This window comes from Paenibacillus hunanensis (assembly GCF_034055775.1).
GTDB classification, from domain to species: Bacteria; Bacillota; Bacilli; order Paenibacillales; family Paenibacillaceae; genus Saccharibacillus; species Saccharibacillus hunanensis.
In genome coordinates this window covers 148,159-170,401 of sequence record NZ_CP139194.1, presented here as the reverse complement: position 1 = coordinate 170,401, position 22,243 = coordinate 148,159, and the positions used below count along the sequence as shown (strand labels likewise).

The following is a 22,243-nucleotide window of genomic DNA, read 5'->3' as shown; positions in this document are numbered from 1 at the left end:
ATACTGAAACGATGTGAGAGACTCTACGTATTACCTTTAAAATTAAGCCCTTGAAACAAAACAGCACAGCCACTCCAGCGCCCCATATGGGACTTCTGATATGACTGTGCAGCTTCGATTTGCTTTTTACGAAATTGACATTTTCATCGTCAATGATTTATTTCATGGCATATTGGACAGTCAGCGTAGTATTCAGCTCGATCATACCTGGCTGAATCGATGTACCACCACTCGCTGTATCGCTCATCGCCGCTTCAGCACGTTGCATGACAACCGGAGGGGTAACGGTTCCTGAATCGCTAACAGACAGCAATTCGCCCAGTGTGCGGTTCGCTGCTTTGGCAATGGAGCCTGCTTTGGATGCTGCATCTTTCATTGCTTTAGCGATGACCTGATCCTCATACGTTTGTGGGTTCTCGACATCAAAGTTTACCGAACCTACATTGTTCGCACCGGCAGCGGATGCATCATCCAGCAACTGCCCGATCTTATCCAGATCACGATATTTTACTTCGAGCGTATGATATGCGGTATAGCCTGTAACTTTTTGCCCGTCCTTATCGTTATAGTTGTAGTTAGGCTGAACATAGAATTGCACAGTCTGGATATCCGCCTGTGGGATCGACCATTTTTTGAGCAGTTCAGTCAGCTTACTCATTTTCTGTGCATTGGATGCTTGTGCTTTGGCAGCTGTAGATGCTGTTGTTTGTGCGCCAATCGATACATACGCAATGTCAGGCTTTACAGATAGCTTGCCATTTCCGCTTACATTAATCACACCCGTAGCCGCTGTTGTAGCCTGCGTTGTCTCCGCTGCATACGCCGAGCTTGCTCCTGGTAAAGCTACACTCATCATTACTCCTGTAAGCAATGTACCGGCGAGCAGCAAGGAAGCCATAGATTTTGTTTTCTTCATTATCAATTCACCCTTTCGTCTTGTTACCTAGTAAACGCTTAGGTAAAAGCGAATGTTGCAACATATCCTAGCAATTTGGGGTATATACAATAAAAGGGCTTGATTGCTAGGTTGAAGCCGATCAAGCTAGACGCAGCAACACTTATACAGCACAAGGCAGACACCACCGCACCAATTACCAGTCACATGATTTCAGTATCATCTCAAATAGTCCCGCCCCGTGGATGGCGCCAAGCTCGCTGCACAGGAGACAGGGATAACACAAGAGGGGAGCGTCACCATGTTAAAAAAGAAATTCGTACAAAGTTCCATGCTTCTTCTGGCCAGCGTCCTGCTGCTATGCAGCCTGATCCCTACCGCCAGCGCAGCACCTATGAATGCTGCACCACGCGAGGTCAAGCTAGAATGGAACGGTACTCGTCTTCCGCAAAATGGATTGCTTATTGAAGGCAGCACGATGATTCCAGTCGTATTACTGCGCGACTCCATTGGCGTGACACTCCGCTATGAGCCGACAGTTAAAACCTATACATTGCTGCAAAATGATGATCAGATCGATATGATCATGGGTACGGACAGTATTAATATCCGCCTGAACAATCATCAATGGAAAGGCCCCAATGCACAGGTAATTAACGGACGACTGTATATACCGTTTACCGTACTGCGTGATGGCTTTGGCTATCAGAGCGCATGGAATGCATCGCAGGTAAAGCTGAATTTTGCGAAAAAAGGAATTTTCCTGGAGGAGTAGACTTTGTTCTGTCTCTATCGCAGCCATAGAGCATTGTATGAGCGATCTGTTCATCATTTCTCTTGATATGAATGGTATGAATAGCTTTTTACACTACATCAATCATCGCTCAGGTTATACAGCCACATACCAAAAAAACCGCCACCCTATGGTGACGGTCTCGGCCCTTTATCCGTTGGATGAGGGGCTTTTTTATTGGTTTTCCAGCTCTTCTTTGCTTACCAGTCCAACTAAAGCGTTTACAGCAGATTCTGCATCCGCACCCTCTGCGCTGATGTACACTTCAGTACCGGAGCTAATCGCAAGGCTCATGATACCCATGATACTTTTAGCATTAACTTTTTTGTCGTCTTTCTCCACGAAAATCTCAGAAGAATATTTATTCGCTTCCTGTACAAAAAGTGCTGCAGGTCTTGCGTGTAATCCCGTTTTCAAGCGAACCACTACCGGGTGTTTGATCATGTGACAGTTACCCCCTAAAATACGTATTCATTGCAATTTATAAGTTTATTACACTGATGCCTTCAATATTGACACTTATTCATCATACTACATTATTATAACATGCGCTTTAGTAGAAAAAAATAAAGCATCATTACGCATAACAGATATTTTATACTAGATGCTCGTTACGCACCTTTTCCGCCAGCTCGTCGATTTTGCGAAGTCGGTGATTCACACCTGACTTGCTTACGCCACCCTTGAGCATTTCGCCAACTTCCTTCAGGTTCATATCCGGATGCGCCAGTCGAATCTCTGCTACCTCGCGTAGCTTATCTGGCAACTGCTCCAGCCCCAGATGACGCTGGATAAGACGGATATTATCAATTTGGCGTACCGCTGCACCGATCGTTTTGTTTAAGTTCGCGGTCTCGCAATTGACGATTCGATTGACCGAGTTACGCATATCGCGCATAATACGCACGTCCTCGAACTTGAACAGCGCCTGATGAGCTCCGATAATGCTCAGGAATTCGATAATCTTCTCGCCTTCCTTGATGTATAAAATAAAGCCTTTTTTGCGTTCGATACAACGCGCATTCAGATCGAATTCATTCGCCAGATCAACAAGTGCCTGGCACTGCTCTTCATACATGGACGCAATCTCCAGATGATAGGAGGAGCCTTCCGGGTTATTCACCGAGCCACCTGCCATAAAAGCACCACGAAGGTAAGCTCGCTTACAGCAATTTTTGCTCACCATCTGCTTATTGATGCCCGGCGTGAACATAAAGCCCTCGGACACAATTTTTAACTTACTCAAAATTTCCTGTACACCTGCCGGAATACGGACGATGTATACATTATTCTTTTTCAGCCGCATTTTTTTGCGTACAAGCAGCTCGGTATGGACCGCAAAATGCTTTTTGATCAGGGAATAAATCCGTCTTGCAATTGCGGCATTCTCCGTGGAAATGTCCAGTATAATCTTTTTGTTGGACACCTGCACGGAACCGTTCATTCGAATTAAGGCCGACAGCTCTGCCTGCTCACAGCAGTCATCCGCTTCAATCATGGTCAATTCTTTTTTGGTTTGCGCCGCAAATGACAATGGACTCACCCTTTCGATAAAATGTGTTTCTTGACCTGCTCATAAATATGATGGCTGAGCATCTCGGCATCATGCCGCAGATAGGTGCCGTACATCACCATTTTATCGGCGATGATCCGGTAGCCCATTGCTTCTACTTCATCCTGGTCAAGCTTAACCGGCTTGGCGCCTTGCTCCGCGTAGCGCTGCTGCACCTTGAGCGGAATCGGCTCATTATTCACGAGTACATAGTCGAACAGCCGGTGTCCAACATGCTCATAGATCGCGTTCAGATGGTCACTGACCGCGTAGTTGTCTGTTTCACCAGGCTGAGTCATTACATTACAGATGAACAGCCGGAGTGCATCGGATGCTAGAATCGCATCCGCTAGCTTCGGTACGAGCAGATTGGGCAACAGACTGGTATACAGACTACCTGGCCCGATCAAGATCGCATCCGCCTCCTGAATCGCTCGCACAGCCTCTGGCAACGGCTCCACGTGATCCGGTTCAAGGAAAATACGTTTGATCCGCTTGCCCGCTTCTGGAATCTTGGACTCGCCTGTGACGATCTCTCCATCCTCCATCTCGGCATGCAGTACAACTGCCTGCTCTGCGGCAGGCAACACTTCACCACGAACGGCAAAAACTCGGCTTAGCTCACGTACAGCGGTGACAAAGTCACCTGAAATATCGGTCATCGCTGCAAGAATGAGATTGCCCAGACTATGTCCAGCCAGCCCTTCCCCTTTTTGAAAGCGGTACTTGAGCATGTCTGACATAAGCGGCTCTACATCTGCAAGCGCGGTTAGCACGTTGCGAATGTCGCCCGGAGGCGGCATTTTTAGCTCGTCACGGAGAATGCCTGAGCTTCCTCCGTCATCAGCAACCGTTACGATTGCTGTAATATCGAGCGGCTTTTCCTTCAGACCTCTCAGCATAACAGACAGGCCAGTGCCGCCACCCATCACAACGATGCGTGGGCGCAGCACAGGCAGGTCTGGCTGTGAAATTGACATAGGTTCCACTCCTTAATGCCGATCACGATCAGCATCCCGATGACTGACACGTACGGTTTCGGTTTCACTAGTGCCTAGCATACGGCCAAGATATTCGGAAATAGCAACCGAACGGTGCTTACCGCCGGTACAGCCAATCCCGATAATCACCTGGCTTTTGCCTTCATTACGATATTGTGGGATAAGAAAATGCAGCATATCGAGCAGCTTGGTCAAAAACGCTTGCGTCTCTGGCCACTTCATCACATATTCGTACACATCGCTGTCCTGTCCGGTATGGGGACGCAGGGCATCGATATAATGCGGATTCGGCAGGAAGCGCACATCGAAGATCAGATCGGCATCAATCGGAATACCGTATTTGAAGCCGAATGATGTGATATTCACCGACAGGCGATTCGTTTCCAGGTGTGAAAAATGCGATACGATCGTCTGCTTCAGCTTGGCTGGCTTGGTCGTGCTTGTATCGATAACTTGCGTCGCTGCATTTCGTAGATCGTCTAGCATTTTGCGTTCAAGCCGGATTCCATCAAGGGGCATCCCTTCTGGAGCGAGTGGATGGCGACGACGACTTTCTTTATAGCGCTGCACAAGCACTTCATCGCTTGCTTCCAAAAACAGAATCTCCGAATGAATCGTCAGGTGATTTTTTAGATAGCTCAATGATTCCGAGAGGGCGGCAAAAAATTCACGGCCGCGCAAATCGATCACAAGCGCAACCTTACCAATTTTGCCATTGGACTGTTCAATCAGCTCGGCAAACTTAGGAATTAGCACAGGCGGAAGATTATCTACACAGAAAAAACCAAGATCCTCCAGGCTTTGCACTGCAATCGTCTTACCTGCGCCAGACAGTCCGGTAATAATAACCATCGTGGCGGTCGTTGAATTGTCGCTGGTGCTCATGCTTTTGTCCCCTCTCTATCCAGTTGTATGTGGTAGTTACACCTTCGCTTGCTTGTATGTTAACGCAACAGCAATCCTGCTGCTCCAACGATACCTGCATCATTGCCCAGCTTGGCAGGGATAATCTCAACGCCCTGCTGTAGTGGAGCGGGTGTCAGCTCAGCAAATACCTCACGGATTTTGCTGAACAGAATATCGCCAGCCTTGGATACACCGCCACCGATAATAAAGCGTTCCGGGTTCAAGGTTGCTGCAATCGCAGCCATCGATTTGCCCAGGTAAAAGGCAGCACGGTTAATGATGCGAATGCTTACCTCATCTCCTGCTTTAGCGGCATCAAAAATATCCTTCGCTGTAATCTGCTCAATACTCGACAGGCTGGTCTGATCGCCACGTTCGACAGCTTCTACCGCCATGCGCACGATACCTGTCGCAGAGGATACCGTCTCCAGGCAGCCCATTTTCCCACAGCCGCACTGGATCGCTTCCAGATCAGGTACAACGGAGATATGACCGATCTCGCCAGCCAATCCAGCAAAGCCCTGATAAATTTTACCGTTCAAAATAATGCCGCCGCCTACGCCGGTACCCAGTGTGTAGCAGACGCAATCGTTCACGCCTTTGCCTGCGCCACTCCACGCTTCGCCCAGTGCAGCTACGTTAGCATCATTATCGATGCGGATCGTTTTTCCGAGACGTTCTTCAAGGATGGCCCGGATCGGTACATCACGAAATCCGATATTCGGCGCTAGCAGGATCACACCTGCGCGAAGATCGGTAAAGCCGGCTACGCCTGCTCCCACGCCTACAAGCTGATCCCAGCTGTAGGGAGATTGCTCAACAATAAGACGTACATATTTGACGATATTGTCGATCACGGTATCGGTCCCTTTTTCTTTTTCGGTTGGACCTTCGTATGTGTGAAGCAGTTCTCCTTCATGATTGCAAATGCCTACCTTAATCGCAGTACCACCAAGGTCGACGCCGACGTAAATATTTTCAGACATAGAACCGAGCCACCTTTTCTACTCAAAATTTGATATATATCCATATGCATTTTAACTGTGTCTGCTACTTCATGATATCGCTTGCTTATGTATCGAAACTAAGCAAGCTGTGGCATGGATGAACACAGGCTGTACATTCTATACTATTGTACCATTTCCGTTCTGTCGGATACTGCTAAAAATGCGATTATACACAAAATTTATAGTGAAGAAATACGGGGATTGCCCGTCATAGCAGTGCTTTCTCCATGAGAAAACGACTGCATTATACGCTCTGAGGTAATGAAAACGTTCGTATCCAACTATAAGCGAACCACACCATCAGGTCAAGCGAAACCCGCGGGTCTGTTGTCTTGCACGATCCAAGCAAAAAAGGAGCCGTAGTGGCTCCCTTTTCTCTGAACGCTCTGTTATTTATCCAGCGCTTCGCTCCAGTCATGTACCATATGGCCTTCCAGGAATTTTTCCGCATCCATCGCTGCCATGCAGCCGCTACCCGCAGCCGTAATCGCTTGACGATAACGTGTATCCTGAACATCACCACAAGCGAATACGCCAGGGATATTCGTTTCGGTTGTACCCGGTGTGACCATGATGTAGCCATGATCGTCGGTTGTAATCTGCCCTTTGAGGAAGCCGGTGTTCGGCGTATGTCCGATTGCTACGAATACGCCATCTGCTTCAACTAGCTCTTCCTGCCCTGTTTCATTGTTAAGCACTTTCAAGCCTTTTACGCCTGTATCGCCTGCAACGACTTCAAGCGGCTTGCGGTTCAGCGCCCATTTGATCTTCGCATTGTCACGCGCACGATCCTGCATGATCTTCGAAGCGCGCAGCTCGTCGCGACGATTCACCACCGTTACCTCTGTTGCAAAACGAGTCAGGAAGCTCGCTTCCTCCATCGCAGAGTCGCCACCGCCAACAACGATAAGCTTTTTGTTGCGGAAAAAGAAGCCGTCGCATGTTGCGCATGTACTTACACCACGTCCAACATTATCCTGTTCACCCGGAATGCCCAGATAACGAGCCGATGCACCGGTTGAAATGATGACAGATTCCGCTTCCAGCTCGCCTGCACCCTCAACCTTAATTTTGAATGGACGCTTGGACAGATCGATATGCTCTACCCATCCAGAGCGGAATTCCGCTCCAAAGCGCTCCGCCTGCTTGCGCATATTGTCCATCAGTTCAGGCCCCATAATGCCATCCGTGAAGCCCGGAAAGTTCTCAACCTCTGTCGTTGTCGTCAGCTGGCCACCTGGCTGCAAGCCTTCGATAACGAGTGGTTGCATATTGGCACGCGCCAGATAGATCGCTGCGGTGAGCCCCGCAGGTCCTGTTCCGATAATGATTGATTTATACATGATATTAAGAAACCTCCTTATGAAATGGTACACCTGTTGATATAACTATATTCAAGCTCAATACGATTGGCTTTAGGAGCCTTGATTACTTTTCGCCAGACTGCGCTGCATTTTACTCTGTACATGACACAGCCGACTGATTCGCCGTGCATATCGACTAACACTGGAAATGGTGCTTCCATAGCGCTCCGCCACTTCTGCATAGGTAAGCGGCTGGCGAAATAGACGCGCAACCAGATATTCCAGCGCCGCTGCCCAGCCCTCTGGATGCTGTAGCCGCGGAAGCTCCGGATACGAACGCTTAATAAATTCCAGCCACAGCGCCTCCACATCATGCCGGAAGTTTCCCTGCTGACGCATCGGCGAATGCAGAAGGAACATCTCCAGCACCTGCTGCCAGCGCTCCTCCCAGATCGGCAAGCTCGCACGTGCTGACTCCAGATCATCAATCAGGCGATCATCCACCAGCGAGTGTGTCGATACCCATTGTCGTAACAGGCGCTCTGCCGCCTGCTTGAGCGCCGTCGATGCTTGTGCAGAAGCCACATACTCACGCAATATACGATGCAGCTCATAGCTGCCTTCCAGCTTGTACGCATGGAGCGCCTGAAGCTTCTGCTGCTCGGTTCCGTGACGCAGTATATGCAGCAGCTGCACCTCGCTATCGATGGAACCGATATGCTCTGATGCTCGCTCTACACTGCGGGCTGATACCTCGGTTGTATGAGGTAATGCATAACGATAGGACGGCTGAAGCTGTTCCTGGCGCAGTTCTTCGAGATGAGCGATGTAAAAGGCTGGCACTTCAGCTTGCGCATCCAGCCGCAGTATACGCCGCCACCATTGTTCACCTTGATCATATTTACCCACATAGCATGCCGCTACGGCAGCATAATGATAAATTTCTAATTGCTCGCCTTCACGATACTGTTTGACGAGACGTGTAAAATGGGGATACGCCGCATCATGCTGTCCCAGCATGGCCAGCGTAATCGCCAGCTTGAGCAGATGCTCTCCATGCATCGGATGGATACGGCGCAATATGCGAATCTGCTGTAACAGCAGACTGTGCTGACCCATCTGCTGTAAAATCAGCGCCTGATTGCACAGGCCATGCAGATTATGCGGATCACGACGTAGCACTTCCTCTACTTCAAAAGCCGCTTGCTCCAGCTTGCCCAGATGATGAAGCGCGACGACTAGATTGTTGCGCGCTGCATCGTCGTCTGGATCATCGGCAAGCGCCTGCTGTAGCAGATCACAAGCCGCCTGCACATCGCCTTCCTCTAGCAGCTGCCGTCCTTGCTCACGCGGCTCCTGCTGGACTTCTGCATTCATTTCCGGCAAAGCAAGACTTGGCGCTCCACTGCGTGCACGCTCACGCTGCACAACCTCTATCATTTCATTCGCCTCGGCGATAAACGCACCATTGGGTTCTTTTTCCATATAAATAAGCAGCTCGCGCTCAGCCTCCGCAAATTGCTCCATATTCGCATAATTGTTCGCCATGTAAAAATGACATTCACTCAGAAGTGGGTCGACCTGCGCGATAATATGCTGCAACGCTTCATTGGATGCATCATATTTGCCCATTTCGGACAGAATGCCAGCCAGATTGCAATGATTGACTGGATTCTCAGGCTCGTATTCGACCGCCTTTTGAAAATAATTCAATGCCTTGTCATAACGATAACGGTCTAATGAGCGGACAGCTCGTTCAAAAAAGAAATTGGCATCCATCTGTAGTCTGATGACCTTACGCTCCGCCTCTTCCGTTTTCCGCTTATAATCATTCACCGGATCAAGGCACCTCCTTCTATCACTTCACTCATCTGCTGTTCGTCAATTGCCCCACAGTAAATGAGCTGTGTTACCTGTAACCAGCACCGTTTAGTATACCACAATAGCCGAACGGTCTAAAGGCGTATCGACCTTTATACACGTACACATTGCTATCTATAGGCTACATCAAGGCGTTAGATACCGGCGTCGCTAAACATGGTGGCAATCGAGCCACCCTCCATAATAATGCGTACCGCATGGGCAAGCATCGGTGCCACCGACAATACAGTCAAGCGATCAGGCGTCACAGATGGTAAGCTAATTGAATCCGTAACGACCAGCTCACGAATCGCTGGATGATCCAGTCGTTTTAGCGCCTCACCGGAAAAGAGTCCGTGCGTTGCGCAAACGATTGCGTCATGAGCCCCACGTTCCTTTAGACTTTCGACGACATTTACAATCGTCGTGCCTGTGTCGATCAGATCCTCGATAATAATCGGAGTCTTGCCCTCTACATCGCCGATTACATGCGTGATGACCGATTCATTATGCGCCGGGCGCTTTTTGATCATCATCGCAAATGGGGCATCGAGACGATTAGCTAGCTTTTCTGCCATGTAAGCGCGTCCAGCATCCGGTGATACAACGACAGCATCCTCAATCGATTGGCTACGCAAATAACCACTGATCAGATCGAGTGCAGTCAGATGGTCAACCGGGATATTGAAGAAGCCTTGAATCGCAGAGGCGTGTAGATCAATAGTAATTACCCTGTCTGCGCCAACTGTAGTCAGTACATCAGCGACCATTTTTGCAGAAATAGGCTCTCTTGGTGCAGATTTGCGTTCCTGACGTGCATATCCGTAATACGGCACAATAATATTGATCGTTCGTGCGGATGCTCGCTTGGCTGCATCAATCATAACAAGTAGCTCTACGAACAGCTCATTGATCGGATGAGACAGGGATTGCACGAGAAAAACATCCATGTTCCGAATCGTTTCTTCATAATGTACATACGTTTCACCACTTTTGAACTGAGAGAGCTTGATTTTGCCCAGTGTCACGCCCAGACGATCGGCGATCGTCGTGGCCAGCTCCGGACTGGATGAGCCCGAGAAAATTCGCATATGTTCTTTCATAATTCCTCCTGATTTAGATGGCGAGCTTGCTTTACCCTGTTTTTAAATATTGTATATCGCCGCGTAACGATATCAAAGACAATTCTGCTCTAATCTGCAATTCTTCATCTTTTTGAACGTTGAAAATACGCACAAAATCGCTGGTTTGTCGCTCTTTAGGTAAAGCCAAAGAAAAAATTGTCGGATGATGGCGCTTTCTTTTGTATTATGTTGAAATATTCATACTTTTCCTCTTGACGGCAAGTAGTTAGGCGCCGTACAATATCTCCATTAAGATAGTTGGAGAAAGGTGAAGAGAATGTCCCAATTTGAACCGTCGGAAATGGTGAAGCATCTCAAGGATTTGGATCGGCTTAAAAATCTAGCACCGCTGTTTCCGCAGATCGATGTGGACTGCATGCTCACTTCTTTTTTGCTTATTCGTACTTCTCATGAGCTGTATCACGAAGTATCGCCTCTACTTACGGAAAATGGGCTGTCACCGGGCAAGATTCGAATTCTGATCTCGCTCATGCTGCTCAAAAAGCCGCTATTGCCTTCTGAAATGGCAAAATCGGCTGGTGTGACCCGCTCCACGATGACTGGATTGATTAACGGTCTTGAAAAGGACGGCTTGATTCGTCGCGGTTCCCATGAGGATCGCCGCATGACAGCTATTCATTTGACAGACGAGGGTGAAGCGGTCGTACGTCATATTTTACCGCAATATGCCACCCAATTAGCTGGAGTCATGAACCATTTGACGATTGATGAGCGCGAGGTGCTCAAGCAATTGCTGTACAAAATTCGTTCCGGTATCGAATCGAACCATAGCGAATCCTGAGCCAAAATGAACGTTTTTTGCGGTCTAATAGTACGGCTCCGAACTATTCGCCAGCTAACGTCTTCAATTTTAGCTTACATTTTATATTAGATTTCCATAAAGACAGGAGAGCAAACCAAAGTGAAAATCGTAAAATTAATTCCCATCATCGTTCTAATTGTTGCGCTGGGCGTAGGAGGAACACTGCTAGCGATGCACGGTAAGGACGCTGTTTCGATGGCTGCTATGAAAAAGGAAGGCGTGCTGACCATTGATACCGTCAACAGCTCCTTTGAAGGGCAATCCGGTAAAGTGACCTCCGTTAAGGTCAAGGAAGAAGACCATGTGAAAAAAGGACAGGTGCTCATGACACTGGATACGCAGGACATCAACCTGCAAATTCAGAACGTCAAAGAGCAAATGTCCCAGCTCGATGTACAGATCAGCCAGGCACAAAGCGAGCTGACCAGTCAATCGCACAAGCTGGCTGAACAAAAAGCAAGCGCACAGCTGAGCGTACAGGCTGCACAGGTAGCCGAGCAAAAGGTGCTGACTGGCGCACGTCCTGAGGATATTCAAAGTCAGGAAATCGCGGTCGATTCTGCCAAAAAATCGGTAGAGGTTGCGAACAATGGCGTTAATGCTGCACAGACAGCAGTCGCTACTGCACAGCAAAACGTCGATTATGCCCAAACCAGCTATGACCGTGCCAAATCCCTATTTGACAACGGACTGGGAACACAGGCAAGTCTGGATACTGCACAAAACGCACTAAACACCGCGCAAAAGCAATTGCAAAGCACACAGGATCAGCTAGTCAGTGCTCAAAAGCAGGTTGAAGTGGCAGGTAACCAGGTGCGCGCTCAGGAAACCGCACTGGAAAAGCTACAAAACGGTGCGACCGCTGAGGATCGTCAGGCTGCACATGTTCAGGTAGAGCAAGCACAACAAGCCCTGAAGCAAATTGATCAGGGTCAAGAGGATATCCAAAACGGTCAATACAATATCGAGCTACTCAAAAAGCAAAAGCAATCGCTGCAAATCAGCATGGACAATCTGCTTGTCCAAAAGAACCGCCGCGTGCTGGTTGCATCGGCTGACGGTAAAGTAACCCGTGTCGTACCAAAAGCAGGCGAAAACGTCTCTGCTGGCACACCGGTCGTAATGATCGAAACAGGCAAGCTGTACTATGATCTGTATGTAGGCGAAGAAAATATTAAGAGCTTCCAGGCTGGCGCGAAAGTGGATACCAACATCGTATCGCTGGGCAAAAATGTTCAAGGTACCGTGCGTTACATCACTTCTGCACCACAATATGCTGCACTGCGTATGAGCCGTGAAAAAGGACAGGCAGATACGACTTCATTTATCGTGCGTGTCGATGTGAAGCGTACATCTGACCTGCTGCCGGGAATGACGGTGGAGGTTCCGACCAATGAAAGCAATAATTGATGAATTCAAGCTCATTTTGCAAGGTAAGTTTATCTGGATTATGCTCATTGCGCCGCTCATTATCTCTGCGGCGTTCGGCTACGTCTTTAAAAACAACCAGCTAAACGAGGCACCGGTCGCTGTGGTCGATATGGATCACAGCGCCTACAGCCAGCAATTGATCGAAAAGCTCGATGCTGACCAGTATATCGATGTTAAATACATCACCTACAACTACATGGAGCCGAACAGCTTCCTGTACAATGAAGAATACTTCGGCGTGATCTACCTGCCAGCAGGTCTGGAAAAAGCCCACACGCAGGGCGGGCAGACGAATATCGGTTTGTATGTTGATACAGCGCTCGCTACAGCAACTACCTATCTGCGTAATGGTGTGACCGAGGTGATCAATGCGGAGAATGCAACAACCGCCGCAGGCAAGCTGGTCGCGATGGGCGTTAGCTCTGCACAGGCGACTAACTTTACTACAGGGCTGAGCTTGCAGACCCGTCTGCTGTACAACCCGACGAACAATACGCTGATGAGCTCGGTTATCGGCTTCGTTAATACAGTATTCCTATCTATTCTGGGTGGGGCTACATTGACGATCGTTCCACGTCTACGCGAGCAGGGTCTGCTGGCAGAGGCATTACGTCGTCCACTCAGCCTTGTGTTGCGTGTCGTGCCGTATGCGATCATCGCTACCGTTTCTATGTATGTCGTCATGGGCTGTCTGAAGCAGGTGGGCGGACTTCGCTTTGAGGCGAATGTGTTCCAGCTGTGGATTCCATTCCTGATGTATACCATCTCGCTGTCTCTGCTCTGTATGCTCGTAGGCTGGAGCGCGAGTAGCCCGGCCAAAGCGGCTGGACGGATCACGATGATCCTGCTGCCATCGTTTATTTTGAGTGGTGCGCAGATTCCAGTTGCCCTGCTGCCACCGATTTTGCAAAATGTCAGCCATGTGCTGCCACTGTCCTGGCATTTCAAATTCCTGCGTGGACTGGGCTTCCGTGGCGGCGATCTGCACTACTTTGGACAGGAGCTGGGCGGCTTCCTGATTCTAATCACCAGCTTCCTCGTTGTGATCTTCCTGCTCATGCTGAACGAAATGCGTAAAATTCGCAAAGCCGAGCGTGATGGGGATATGCATACCGATTCGGTGGACACAACGACCCAGGTGATTACTACAGAAACAACAAGCTCTGCATCTGCTCCAATCAAGGTGAGCCTGAAGAAGAATGGCTCAGGTACACCGAAAGAAGTTCAATAATAAAGCATATCAAGCGCTGATTCGAGTTCAAAATTATATTCTATTTCAGAGTGTTAGAATATGATCATTCGAGCTTTCATTAGCCCGACCTAGAAAAAGCCCCTGATCCGCAAATACACGCGGCAGGGGCTTTTGTTATTGATACATAGATAGCCAGACAAAATACTAACACTTTGCAACATCCATCAACGATCTGATCCGTTCAACGGCACCATCTGACGCTGACGTTCCTTAAACGTCGCAATCTGCTCTACTCCAAGCTCGGTTAGCAGGGCACGCGCCTGATCCAGACCATCGCTCAGCTTGAGCGGATCATGCGCATCCGAACCCAATGTCAGCGGAATACCGAGCGCAATCGCCTGTTCCACGATTCGACGCGCGGGGAAGATCTCCGCACAGGCTTTGTATAGCCCCGATGAATTCAGCTCCATCGTCATGCCAGCCTGCTGCACAGCTCGTAGTGCTGCATCCTCCAGCGCTTCTCGTTCGGCATCCTGCTCAGCAGGCGGTACATAGCCAAAGCGCTTGATCACATCCAGATGCCCGGCAATATCGTAAAATCCAGTCGCTGCTGCCTTTTGCATCGCATCATAATACTGACGATACACATCTAGCACCTCGCGACCGTTCCAGCCATCGGTCTGGCGATAGTCGGAAATGTCCCACTCACCGAGAAAATGCACCGAACCGATCACATAATCAAAAGGATACTGCGTGATGATCCGCTCAATCGTCTCTTCATAGCCCTCGATATAATCGGCTTCCAGTCCAACTCGGATATCGATGCGATCGCTATACTTTTGCTTGAGATGCAGACATTCCTCCACATAACGAGGTAACTCCTCCATCGGCATCGCCATCTCTGGATAGTAGGTCGCTGGATCAACGTGAATGAGTGGCAAATGATCAGACAAGCCCAGTTGATCCAGACCAATCTCTATGCCACGCTGTACATATTCCTCCAGTTCACCCACCGCATGACCACAGCGCACATGGTGAGTATGATAATCGACTCGCATACGGCTCGCTCCTTCATGTTCATGGTAGCCATCATGCTACCTTTTACAGAATATCGCTCTTACAATTACAGGGCTACATTAATCCTTACGCGGACGCTCATGACGACGATCCAGCTCAGCCAGTACATCATCCAGTGGCAGCTTGCGCTCCTGTAGCAGCACGAGCAGGTGATAGATTAGATCGCTCACTTCATAGCGCAGCTCATCATTGTCACCATTTTTGGCTGCAATGATCGTTTCAGCAGTTTCCTCGCCGACTTTTTTCAAAATTTTATCGATTCCTTTTTCAAATAAATACGTTGTGTACGCACCTTCTGGACGCTCTACATCACGCTCCGCAATCATTTGCTCCAGCTCGGCTAGAATAGCAAAACGATCTGTCGATGCCGCGGATGATGCTTGGTTATCGGAAGATTCAAAGGTTGGCTTATTATCCACTTCATTCACCTCATTATAAAAGCAGCTTATTCGTCCCGTATGGCAAGCAGGCCCATTCGCCTCTACCAGTACGAGCAGTGTGTCTCCATCACAATCATAATACAGCGACGTAATGCGCTGGGTATTGCCTGATGTACCGCCCTTATGCCAGAACTCCTGGCGCGAACGACTCCAGAACCATGTATCGCCCGACTCCAGCGAGCGACGCAGCGATTCCTTGTTCATATAGGCCATCATCAGCACGAGTCGGTTGGACGCATCCTGTACGATAGCAGGTACGAGTCCATCGCGATCCCATTTGATCGTTGCGACTAGCTCATCCCACGAATGAGATTGCTTGAGGATTTCCTTTTGAAAGGTTGTATAATCGTTCGTTCCACTATGATCGTTGGCTTCACTCATTAGCGAATCTCCACCCCTCCCGAGCGCAGCTCGGTTTTCAGCGCTGGAATCGAGATTTCCTTATAGTGGAAAATGGTCGCTGCCAGTCCAGCATCAGCTCCTGTCTGCTCGAACACATCCAGGAAATGCTCCGGCAAGCCTGCTCCACCGGAAGCGATCACCGGAATACGCACTGCCTCGCATACCGCACGCGTAAGCGGCAGATCGAAGCCATCCTTGGTGCCATCCGCATCCATACTCGTCAGCAAAATCTCACCTGCACCGCGTTGCTCGACCTCTTTGACCCAGTCCAGCGCCTTGATACCGGTCGATTTACGTCCGCCATGCGTGTATACTTCCCACTCGCCCCATTCTTCATTAAAACGCGCATCGATCGCCACGACGATACATTGCGCGCCAAAGCGCTGCGAGCCCTCATTGATCAGCTGTGGATTCACCACTGCTGCCGTATTGATTCCGATCTTGTCGGCACCCGCACGCAGAATCTTTTTCATATCGTCTACCGAGGAGATGCCTCCGCCGACAGTAAATGGAATCGAGATTTCCTCAGCAGTACGCCGTACGACCTCAACCATCGTTTCGCGCCCTTCCACTGATGCCGAAATATCGAGAAATACTAACTCATCCGCACCCTCGCGGTCATAGATCGCTGCCAGCTCTACCGGATCACCGGCATCGCGCAGATTCACGAAGTTCACGCCTTTGACCACGCGCCCTTCCTTCACATCCAGACACGGAATAATTCGCTTTGCAAGCATGAATGCTCCTCCTCTCCTGCCCGATGATTAGCGCACCTTGAGTAGCGCGTCCTGTAGATCAATTTTACCTGTATAGATTGCTTTGCCTACAATGGCACCGCTAATGCCCTCGGCTTGACGCTCTGCCAGACGGATCAGATCGTCCAGCACGGTTACGCCGCCCGATGCGATCACGCCTTTACCAGATGCTTTGGCAATCGAAGCAATCGCTTCAATATTCGGCCCCTGCATCATGCCATCACGCGAAATATCGGTGAAAATAAATGTCTCTGCACCCTTAGTAGCCAGCTCCTTGGCAAGCTCCTCGGCCTTCACCTCGGACGTTTCCAGCCAGCCGCGCGTAGCTACATATCCATTGCGCGCATCGATACCGATTGCTACACGGTCACCATAGGTACCCAGTACCGCTTCGGTAAATGCACGATCCTCAATGGCTGCTGTGCCAATAATGACACGACTTACACCGAGACCGATCAATTGCTCTACATCAGCAAGCGTACGCAGTCCACCGCCGAGCTGAACAGGCACCTGCACACTGCTAGCAATACGTCCGATCAGCTCGTGATTGACCGGATGCCCTGCTTTGGCTCCATCCAGATCGACCAGATGCACAAATTGTGCGCCCTGCTCTACAAAACCTTTTGCGACCGCTACTGGATCATCGTTATAGACAGTTTCCTGATTATAATCACCCTGGATCAGACGCACACAGCGACCACCACGGATATCAATTGCCGGATAGATTGTAAACGAAGACAATGTGCTTCCCCCTTATATATGCGGAACAGGTATGCTGCTATCCCTGACCGCTTCAAATGCGAGCTTTCATCCTGATGATGACATCGTATGGACTTTATACTGAACAGCTATTATTCTCCATAGAGCAAAAAATTACATGCAATACAAAAAGCTTACGTGCGATATTTGAACGCGAGATTTCGAAAAAAAGTATCCAAATACCGATCCATATTATCCATCATTTCACTATTTTATTTATTACTTTAACGTTTTTTTACTTTACTCGTTCGCCTACACAGAGAGCGAGGAAATTACGCAGCAGCAGCTTGCCGAGCTCACCGCTCTTCTCCGGGTGGAACTGCATGCCGTACACATTATTGCGACCGACAATTGCCGTTACCTGCTGACCGCCATACTCCGTCACCGCAATCAGATCGTCCTGCTGAGCTGGCAGCACATGATATGAATGTACAAAGTACGCATGACCGGCATACAGATCACGCACGAGCGCATGGTCTGGCTGCTTGTACTCCAGCTGATTCCAGCCCATATGCGGCACCTTATAATCACCCTCAGCGAAGCGTACAACACGACCCGGTAAAATATCCAGCCCCTGATGGATACCGTATTCCTCGCCTTCGGTAAACAAAAGCTGCATTCCGAGGCAAATGCCGAGCAGCGGCTTCCCACTATCAGCCACCTCATGCACGATATGATCCATACCACCTTCGCGAATATGGTTCATCGCATCACCAAAGGCACCCACACCCGGCAAAATGACACCTTCTGCCGCTAGAATCTCTTCGCGATCCCCTGTGATCGTGTAATCATAGCCAAGACGCTCAATCGCCTTGCTGACACTGTGCAGATTGCCAATGCCATAGTCTACAATTGCAATTGCCATACTTTACAGCACCCCCTTCGTCGAAGGTACTCCTGTCACACGCGGATCGATCGACGTTGCTTCATCAATGGCACGTCCCAGCGCCTTGAAGACCGCTTCGATCATATGGTGTGTATTTTTGCCGTAATGCACGATCACATGGAGCGTAATACGTGCTTCGAGTGCCAGCTTCCACAGAAACTCATGCACCAGCTCTACCTGAAAGCTCCCCACCTGCGAGGATGGGTATTCTGCACGGTATTCAAAGTGCGGACGGTTACTCACATCGATCACAACCTGAGCGAGCGCCTCATCCATCGGAATGAACACATTCGCATAGCGCTTAATGCCGCGCTTGTCGCCGAGCGCTTCACGCAGCGTTTGTCCCAGGCAGATACCGATATCTTCTACCGTGTGGTGATCATCGATCTCGATATCCCCCTGCGCCTTCACACTCAGATCAAAATGCCCGTGCTTGGTGAACAGATCCAGCATATGATTCAGAAACGGTACATCTGTCTCGATTTCTGCCTGTCCTGTACCATCCACCTGCAAAGCGAGCTGGATATTCGTTTCGTTCGTTTTGCGGCTAATCTCCGCGCGGCGTACTTGTTCATTTTCCGTTGTCATAAGGCTACTCCCCCAGCTTGTTTATAATAAGTGTCCCAATCGGACATAGATTCGCTTCTATAGATATATATAGAATGTCTATCTATTCTTTAGTTGCCTTCCTGCTCCAGACGAATCTCGATCGCACGTGCATGACCTTCCAGCCCTTCATGACGCGCCAGCTCCATAATCGTCTCTCCATTAGCAAGCAACGCTTCCTTACTATAGTAGATCATGCTTGATTTTTTAATAAAATCATCCACATCTACCGGTGATGAGAAGCGTGCTGTTCCGTTGGTTGGAATGATATGGTTCGGGCCAGCAAAATAATCACCGACCGGTTCCGAGCTATAAGGTCCGAGGAAAATAGCTCCAGCATTTTCGATTCGACCGAGAATATTCATCGGCTGCTCAACCATAATTTCCAGATGCTCAGGCGCCAGTCGGTTCACAACCGTGATGCCTTCATCCAGTGTATCGGTCAAAATGACCGCACCATAGCTTTCTACTGAAGCCGCTGCAATCTCGCGCCGTGGTAAAGTTTCCAGCTGACGCTGTACCTCAGCAGATACCTTGTCTGCCAACTCGCGTGAATCAGTCACCAGAATGGCTGACGCCATCTCATCGTGCTCTGCCTGTGACAATAGATCCGCAGCCACATAGGCTGGATTAGCCTGCTCATCCGCAAGCACTACGATCTCACTTGGGCCGGCGATACTGTCGATATCGACGATGCCGTATACCTCACGCTTGGCAAGCGCAACATAGATGTTACCAGGGCCACAGATTTTATCTACAGGCTCAATCGTTTCGGTTCCATAGGCGAGTGCGGCGATTGCCTGCGCCCCACCGATGCGGTATATTTCGGTAACGCCCGCTTCCGCAGCAGTCACGAGAATATACGGATCGATCCCTTCACGTCCGCCTGTAGCAGGCGGCGTAACCATCACAATCTCCGGTACCCCTGCCACCTGTGCAGGAATGACGTTCATCAGTACAGAGGAAGGATAAGCCGCTTTACCACCGGGTACATACACGCCTACTCGCTTGAGTGGTCGAATGATCTGACCGAGCAGACTACCATCTGGCTGTAGATCCATCCACGAATTACGCTTTTGCTTCTGATGGAACTGGCGAATATTATGTGCCGCCTGTGTAATCGCCTCGATAAAGGAAGGCTCGACATGCGCATAGGCAGCTTGAAGCTCTTCATCCGTAACACGAAGGCGCTCGGTCGTCAGCTCGGTACGATCGAACTGCGCGGTATAACGCAGCAGAGCGAGATCGCCTTCATCTTTAATATCCTGAACAATTTGCTTTACAGCGGCATTTTGCTCTGGCGAGCCGTACTCCACCTCACGGCGCAGATCAAAATCTTGTGCAGCTACGATTTTCAAGCTAATCTCTCCTTTATTCCGTCCGCTCTATAATGATACTGCTCTACATGGATATGGATCAGTCATTTCGTATGGGGTTTAGCATATAGCTGTAATCTTTAATCTTTAATTTGTAACCTGTGATCTGTCATGCAGTGGAACTCGTCCATTTATAACGAAGGCTGTACAATGACCTTTTGCAGAGTATCACACAGCTGCTGAATTTCTTCGTTTTTCATCCGGTAGCTAACCCGATTCGCGATCAGGCGACTCGTAATGCCGAACAATTCCTCCAGCTCTACCAGTCCATTTTCACGCAGCGTTTGACCGGTTTCGACCATATCGACGATACGATCTGCCAGCCCGATCATAGGTGCTAGCTCGATTGAGCCGTTCAGCTTGATCACTTCCACCTGCTGTCCGCGCTCGCGGAAATATTGTGAAGCCACATTCGGATATTTGGTCGCCACGCGCTGCTGAATGCCGGGCTCCCAGTCCGGTAAAGCAATGACCGACATGCGGCATCGTGCAATACCAAGATCCAGCAGCTCGTACACGTCACGATTTTCTTCCATTAATACATCCTTACCAACGATACCGATATCTGCTACACCGTGCTCGACATAGATCGGTACATCGACCGGCTTGGCGAGAATGAACTCCATTCCAAGCTCAGGCAGCTCTACGATCAGCTTGCGTGATTCGTCGACATCTGTAGGAATCGGAATCCCTGCTTCGCGGAATAGCTCAGCTGCTTTTTTATAAATACGCCCTTTGGGCATAGCTACTTTTAAAATCTGGCTCATCAGGTACGCATCTCCCTGTTCTAATTTTTGCCTGATGGCATGAAGGTCTACAGGCTGGTCTACATTAGCCCAGCACTGGCTTGCCGCCAGTAAAACGAATAATCTCTCGATAGCCGGTACGTGCTGCTTCAGCCTCATCAAGGGCAGCTCCGTATTCGGTAACAACCATATGCCCTTCCCCACGAAGCTGCGCCGCTCTGGCAAATGCTTCATGTCGACTGGACTCATCATATACGATCAATACAGGCTGGGGCTGCTCCGGTACAGGCAATTGTACGCCGTCCAGAATGCGATTGGTTTTGAGTGCAAACCCTGTCGCTGCCAGCGGACGCCCAAACTGTGCCAGCAGATTATCATAACGACCACCGCTGCATACCGGGAAGCCCAGCTCAGCTGCATAGCCCTCGAACACCATGCCTGTATAGTAGGAAAAATTACCGATCATCGTCAGATCGATCATTACATAGTCTGACATGCCGTACGCTTCCAGTACCTCCCACACCTTGCACAGATGACGAATCGCATCGGCAGCCTGCGGGTTACTGCTAATCTCTAATGCCTGCTCACATATATCCTGTGCGCCGCGTAGACGAAGCAAGCCTTCCAGCTCCTGACGCTGCTCTGCGGATAGCTTGAAGCTCGTCAGCTGCTCACGGAAGCCAACAAAATCACGATTCAGCAAGCGATCCTTGAGTGCCTCCTGCTTGTCCGGCTGCTCCGGTAACGCTTCATCCAGCAGTCCGCTCAGGAAGCCAACATGACCGAGTGAAATCTGGAAATTTTGTACGCCTGCTGCCTGTAGAGAAGCAATCGCCAGCGCAATAACCTCTGCATCACCCTCAGGTGAATCCACACCGACCAGCTCGGCACCAGTTTGGAAAAACTCGGCTTCCCTTCCGGCTTCCTCTTCAATCGAGCGGAACACATTCGCATGATACGCCAGGCGTACAGGCAATGTCTCCTGTTGTAGCAAAGAGCCCATCACGCGCGCGATCGGAGTCGTCATATCCGAGCGCAGCACCATCGTCGTTCCACGATTGTTGAGCATTTTATATAGCTTGCTATCGGAGGTGGAGCTTGCCACACCTACCGTATCGTAATATTCAAGAGTTGGAGTAATAATCTGCCGATATCCCCAGCGAGACATACAATCAATAACATTGCGTTCGATATAACGCAGCTTGGACACGACGTGCGGCAAATAATCACGCACCCCAATCGGCTTTTCAAATCCTTTCGGCTTAGACAAGACGTTCACCTCTGACTGGATTATAAATTTCACGGTAT

At 49.5% G+C, this 22,243-nt stretch carries 22 protein-coding genes; 4 read left to right on the top strand and 18 right to left on the bottom strand.

From position 1 onward, the window contains the following. Positions 1–157 precede the first annotated feature (157 nt). Positions 158–916 (bottom strand): SIMPL domain-containing protein, encoded by a 759-nt coding sequence (locus SK066_RS00725; protein WP_320543247.1) that lies wholly within the window; start codon positions 914–916, stop codon positions 158–160. Positions 917–1,196: 280 nt separating this feature from the next. Between SK066_RS00725 and SK066_RS00720 the strand changes: the two genes are divergently transcribed. Next, on the top strand, positions 1,197–1,670 hold the full coding sequence (locus SK066_RS00720; protein WP_320543246.1) for a stalk domain-containing protein: 474 nt from the start codon (positions 1,197–1,199) through the stop codon (positions 1,668–1,670). 192 nt (positions 1,671–1,862) lie between these two features. On the opposite strand, the gene SK066_RS00715 is transcribed toward SK066_RS00720, so the two are convergent. The 8 genes from SK066_RS00715 to SK066_RS00680 all read right to left on the bottom strand — a co-directional run bounded on the left by SK066_RS00715 (position 1,863) and on the right by SK066_RS00680 (position 10,421). Next, entirely contained in the window at positions 1,863–2,132 is a 270-nt protein-coding gene (locus tag SK066_RS00715) for an HPr family phosphocarrier protein (RefSeq protein WP_188778021.1), read from the bottom strand. A 151-nt stretch (positions 2,133–2,283) separates the two neighbouring features. After that, on the bottom strand, positions 2,284–3,222 hold the full coding sequence (gene whiA, locus SK066_RS00710) for a DNA-binding protein WhiA (protein WP_188778023.1): 939 nt from the start codon (positions 3,220–3,222) through the stop codon (positions 2,284–2,286). A 5-nt stretch (positions 3,223–3,227) separates the two neighbouring features. Beyond that, a complete protein-coding gene (locus SK066_RS00705) occupies positions 3,228–4,220 on the bottom strand; it encodes a gluconeogenesis factor YvcK family protein (RefSeq protein ID WP_320543245.1) in 993 nt (330 codons plus the stop codon). Between the two features lie 12 nt (positions 4,221–4,232). Continuing rightward, on the bottom strand, positions 4,233–5,126 hold the full coding sequence (rapZ, locus tag SK066_RS00700; RefSeq protein WP_188778027.1) for an RNase adapter RapZ: 894 nt from the start codon (positions 5,124–5,126) through the stop codon (positions 4,233–4,235). Positions 5,127–5,185: 59 nt separating this feature from the next. Then, entirely contained in the window at positions 5,186–6,133 is a 948-nt protein-coding gene (locus SK066_RS00695; protein WP_320543244.1) for an ROK family glucokinase, read from the bottom strand. 410 nt (positions 6,134–6,543) lie between these two features. After that, positions 6,544–7,497: a thioredoxin-disulfide reductase gene (trxB, locus tag SK066_RS00690; RefSeq protein WP_188778031.1), complete on the bottom strand. Its 954-nt coding sequence runs from the start codon at positions 7,495–7,497 to the stop codon at positions 6,544–6,546. 72 nt (positions 7,498–7,569) lie between these two features. Next, complete coding sequence (locus SK066_RS00685; protein WP_320543243.1) at positions 7,570–9,294, bottom strand: tetratricopeptide repeat protein; 1,725 nt, start codon at positions 9,292–9,294, stop codon at positions 7,570–7,572. A 179-nt stretch (positions 9,295–9,473) separates the two neighbouring features. After that, positions 9,474–10,421, bottom strand: a complete 948-nt coding sequence (locus tag SK066_RS00680; protein WP_188778035.1) for a ribose-phosphate diphosphokinase — start codon at positions 10,419–10,421, stop codon at positions 9,474–9,476. Between the two features lie 298 nt (positions 10,422–10,719). Between SK066_RS00680 and SK066_RS00675 the strand changes: the two genes are divergently transcribed. The 3 genes from SK066_RS00675 (at position 10,720) to SK066_RS00665 (ending at position 13,927) form a co-directional block, all read left to right on the top strand. Next, on the top strand, positions 10,720–11,244 hold the full coding sequence (locus SK066_RS00675; protein ID WP_188778037.1) for a MarR family winged helix-turn-helix transcriptional regulator: 525 nt from the start codon (positions 10,720–10,722) through the stop codon (positions 11,242–11,244). 120 nt (positions 11,245–11,364) lie between these two features. Then, positions 11,365–12,675 (top strand): HlyD family secretion protein, encoded by a 1,311-nt coding sequence (locus tag SK066_RS00670; protein WP_320543242.1) that lies wholly within the window; start codon positions 11,365–11,367, stop codon positions 12,673–12,675. Next, the gene (locus SK066_RS00665) at positions 12,659–13,927 is read left to right on the top strand and encodes an ABC transporter permease (protein ID WP_320543241.1); all 1,269 of its coding nucleotides are present in this window, start codon (positions 12,659–12,661) and stop codon (positions 13,925–13,927) included. Before SK066_RS00670 ends, SK066_RS00665 begins: the two co-directional genes overlap by 17 nt. A 185-nt stretch (positions 13,928–14,112) precedes the next feature. Here the strand turns inward: SK066_RS00665 and hisJ are convergent, their stop codons facing one another. The 9 genes from hisJ to SK066_RS00620 form a co-directional block, all read right to left on the bottom strand. Further along, complete coding sequence (gene hisJ, locus SK066_RS00660; RefSeq protein WP_320543240.1) at positions 14,113–14,946, bottom strand: histidinol-phosphatase HisJ; 834 nt, start codon at positions 14,944–14,946, stop codon at positions 14,113–14,115. A 78-nt stretch (positions 14,947–15,024) separates the two neighbouring features. Then, positions 15,025–15,786: a bifunctional phosphoribosyl-AMP cyclohydrolase/phosphoribosyl-ATP diphosphatase HisIE gene (gene hisIE, locus SK066_RS00655; protein ID WP_320543239.1), complete on the bottom strand. Its 762-nt coding sequence runs from the start codon at positions 15,784–15,786 to the stop codon at positions 15,025–15,027. Next, positions 15,786–16,544 (bottom strand): imidazole glycerol phosphate synthase subunit HisF, encoded by a 759-nt coding sequence (gene hisF, locus SK066_RS00650; protein ID WP_188778051.1) that lies wholly within the window; start codon positions 16,542–16,544, stop codon positions 15,786–15,788. Before hisF ends, hisIE begins: the two co-directional genes overlap by 1 nt. 27 nt (positions 16,545–16,571) lie before the next feature. Beyond that, on the bottom strand, positions 16,572–17,303 hold the full coding sequence (gene hisA / locus SK066_RS00645; protein ID WP_320543238.1) for a 1-(5-phosphoribosyl)-5-[(5-phosphoribosylamino)methylideneamino]imidazole-4-carboxamide isomerase: 732 nt from the start codon (positions 17,301–17,303) through the stop codon (positions 16,572–16,574). Between the two features lie 253 nt (positions 17,304–17,556). Further along, positions 17,557–18,186, bottom strand: coding sequence for an imidazole glycerol phosphate synthase subunit HisH (hisH, locus tag SK066_RS00640; RefSeq protein WP_188778056.1), 630 nt, complete (start codon positions 18,184–18,186; stop codon positions 17,557–17,559). Between the two features lie 3 nt (positions 18,187–18,189). Then, on the bottom strand, positions 18,190–18,795 hold the full coding sequence (gene hisB, locus SK066_RS00635; RefSeq protein ID WP_188778058.1) for an imidazoleglycerol-phosphate dehydratase HisB: 606 nt from the start codon (positions 18,793–18,795) through the stop codon (positions 18,190–18,192). Between the two features lie 89 nt (positions 18,796–18,884). Beyond that, positions 18,885–20,171, bottom strand: coding sequence for a histidinol dehydrogenase (gene hisD, locus SK066_RS00630; protein WP_320543237.1), 1,287 nt, complete (start codon positions 20,169–20,171; stop codon positions 18,885–18,887). A 149-nt stretch (positions 20,172–20,320) separates the two neighbouring features. Beyond that, entirely contained in the window at positions 20,321–20,956 is a 636-nt protein-coding gene (gene hisG / locus SK066_RS00625) for an ATP phosphoribosyltransferase (protein WP_188778062.1), read from the bottom strand. A gap of 64 nt (positions 20,957–21,020) precedes the next feature. Then, the gene (locus SK066_RS00620) at positions 21,021–22,205 is read right to left on the bottom strand and encodes an ATP phosphoribosyltransferase regulatory subunit (RefSeq protein ID WP_320543236.1); all 1,185 of its coding nucleotides are present in this window, start codon (positions 22,203–22,205) and stop codon (positions 21,021–21,023) included. Positions 22,206–22,243: the final 38 nt, after the last annotated feature.

What these genes read in the sequence shown, in the direction of transcription:
- hisH (WP_188778056.1), bottom strand. Translation starts at nt 18,186, where the DNA reads ATGGCAATTGCAATTGTAGACTATGGCATTGGCAATCTGCACAGTGTC.
- trxB (WP_188778031.1), bottom strand. Translation starts at nt 7,497, where the DNA reads ATGTATAAATCAATCATTATCGGAACAGGACCTGCGGGGCTCACCGCA.
- hisG (WP_188778062.1), bottom strand. Translation starts at nt 20,956, where the DNA reads ATGAGCCAGATTTTAAAAGTAGCTATGCCCAAAGGGCGTATTTATAAA.
- hisJ (WP_320543240.1), bottom strand. Translation starts at nt 14,946, where the DNA reads ATGCGAGTCGATTATCATACTCACCATGTGCGCTGTGGTCATGCGGTG.
- hisIE (WP_320543239.1), bottom strand. Translation starts at nt 15,786, where the DNA reads ATGAGTGAAGCCAACGATCATAGTGGAACGAACGATTATACAACCTTT.
- SK066_RS00665 (WP_320543241.1), top strand. Translation starts at nt 12,659, where the DNA reads ATGAAAGCAATAATTGATGAATTCAAGCTCATTTTGCAAGGTAAGTTT.
- hisB (WP_188778058.1), bottom strand. Translation starts at nt 18,795, where the DNA reads ATGACAACGGAAAATGAACAAGTACGCCGCGCGGAGATTAGCCGCAAA.
- SK066_RS00695 (WP_320543244.1), bottom strand. Translation starts at nt 6,133, where the DNA reads ATGTCTGAAAATATTTACGTCGGCGTCGACCTTGGTGGTACTGCGATT.
- rapZ (WP_188778027.1), bottom strand. Translation starts at nt 5,126, where the DNA reads ATGAGCACCAGCGACAATTCAACGACCGCCACGATGGTTATTATTACC.
- SK066_RS00705 (WP_320543245.1), bottom strand. Translation starts at nt 4,220, where the DNA reads ATGTCAATTTCACAGCCAGACCTGCCTGTGCTGCGCCCACGCATCGTT.
- SK066_RS00680 (WP_188778035.1), bottom strand. Translation starts at nt 10,421, where the DNA reads ATGAAAGAACATATGCGAATTTTCTCGGGCTCATCCAGTCCGGAGCTG.
- SK066_RS00725 (WP_320543247.1), bottom strand. Translation starts at nt 916, where the DNA reads ATGAAGAAAACAAAATCTATGGCTTCCTTGCTGCTCGCCGGTACATTG.
- SK066_RS00675 (WP_188778037.1), top strand. Translation starts at nt 10,720, where the DNA reads ATGTCCCAATTTGAACCGTCGGAAATGGTGAAGCATCTCAAGGATTTG.
- SK066_RS00715 (WP_188778021.1), bottom strand. Translation starts at nt 2,132, where the DNA reads ATGATCAAACACCCGGTAGTGGTTCGCTTGAAAACGGGATTACACGCA.
- hisF (WP_188778051.1), bottom strand. Translation starts at nt 16,544, where the DNA reads ATGCTTGCAAAGCGAATTATTCCGTGTCTGGATGTGAAGGAAGGGCGC.
- SK066_RS00720 (WP_320543246.1), top strand. Translation starts at nt 1,197, where the DNA reads ATGTTAAAAAAGAAATTCGTACAAAGTTCCATGCTTCTTCTGGCCAGC.